Below are 1378 nucleotides of genomic sequence, written 5' to 3'. Positions count from 1 at the left end.
CTAAAGGTTGAAAGTACCAAAACAGACCGTACTCATTGGTATCATTGAGTTACGGTTACATAAATTAGTCGTTTTTACTTTTTAGGCCTTATCGAGTAGTTTTACCAGACTACTTGGTAAGGCTTTTATAAATTCATCAAAAATTGCGTCTAAAACGGCTGCTTCCATGGCGAATTTTTTACCTAGACCAGTAATAGTTTCTAATAACCAGTTCAAAGCTTTAGCTACATCGATGTCCGGCATTGGTCGGCCATAGTCATAAAACAGATCGCCCAGTGTACGTTCGTCTTTGTTTTCACGCGCCGCCAGCGCTAAGATGTCATATCCCATCAGAACCATTGCCAAATGGCCACACAACCCATCGTAGCTTTGGATTTGTGTTTGATCGAATTGAAGATATTGTTTTGCGACCTTGAAAAAGCATTCAATCTGCCAACGCCGACCATACATTTGAATAATTTCATCAGGTTTTAAGCTTAACTTGGTCGTCGCTAAGACTAGGTATTGGTCTGATTGACCACGCTTAGTTACGTATACGAGCTTCATTGGCATGGTTTGCCCATCGACTTCAAAAGTTACAATTGGACTGTAAAGGTAAGTCGTTTTGGTCGACCATTTACTCCGCCGCAGAATACTATATAGCCGCTTGACGTCCATTTCGCGACCACGATAACGGAAGTACACTTTCTTAGTCTTTTTCAACATGCCAATCCCGTCACGATGCCGTTTTAATAACTCTGAAAACATGCGAGGTGAAGAATACCAGCTATCAAAAAGAACGTATTTGGCCTTAATACCTGACGCAATTGCTTCATCGACTAACTCCAGGGCGACATCGCTCATTTTGCGAGTTGCTTGAGCACGACGCCGAGCCGATAAGGAACGGCAGTCGACAGATTTGAAACGACCTAACTGATTTTTGATATTGCGAGTTGACATTAACGCAAATTGTAGTGGTAAGAACGTATTGCCATCGCTCCAGCCCAAAGTTAGGGTGCGAAATCCCCTGAAATAGCGCTTCTGATCGTGATCGAATACGCGGGCTAATAGCTCCGTCTTCTTTGAAAATTCACGCTTAAACAGTGAATCATCAATGATTAGCGCTTGGCGCCGACGCGCATCAGTAAAATTCTGAATGTATTCAATCAATTGGATACCAACGAGTAGAACAAGTCGTTGCCAGTTGGTGTGCACATTGTTTAGACAGTTGCGAGCTGTCCGCTTGGAGAAACCCGCAGATTCTTCGGATCGATAGATTGAATAACGATTGAAAATCGTTGTGAGTAGCCATTCAAAGAGCACGGTGACCCGCACGCCACGGGTTTTTGTGATATTAGCGCGGCGTAAAATCGCGGGCAGGTGTACCAATTTAGAAAAA

The 1378-nt window shown here is 43.3% G+C and carries 1 protein-coding gene; it reads right to left on the bottom strand.

Features of this window, described 5'->3' with window-relative positions; genetic code table 11:
- Nucleotides 1-81: 81 nt before the first annotated feature.
- A partial coding sequence (locus tag FC65_RS10680) for an IS4 family transposase (RefSeq protein WP_056972723.1) occupies nt 82-1378 on the bottom strand: 1297 nt, incomplete at its 5' end.

Origin of the sequence: Ligilactobacillus acidipiscis DSM 15836, from assembly GCF_001435755.1 — a bacterium.
Taxonomy (GTDB): Bacteria; Bacillota; Bacilli; order Lactobacillales; family Lactobacillaceae; genus Ligilactobacillus; species Ligilactobacillus acidipiscis.
Note: the sequence above shows the minus strand (reverse complement) of the source record. Positions and strands in the feature narration are given on the sequence as shown.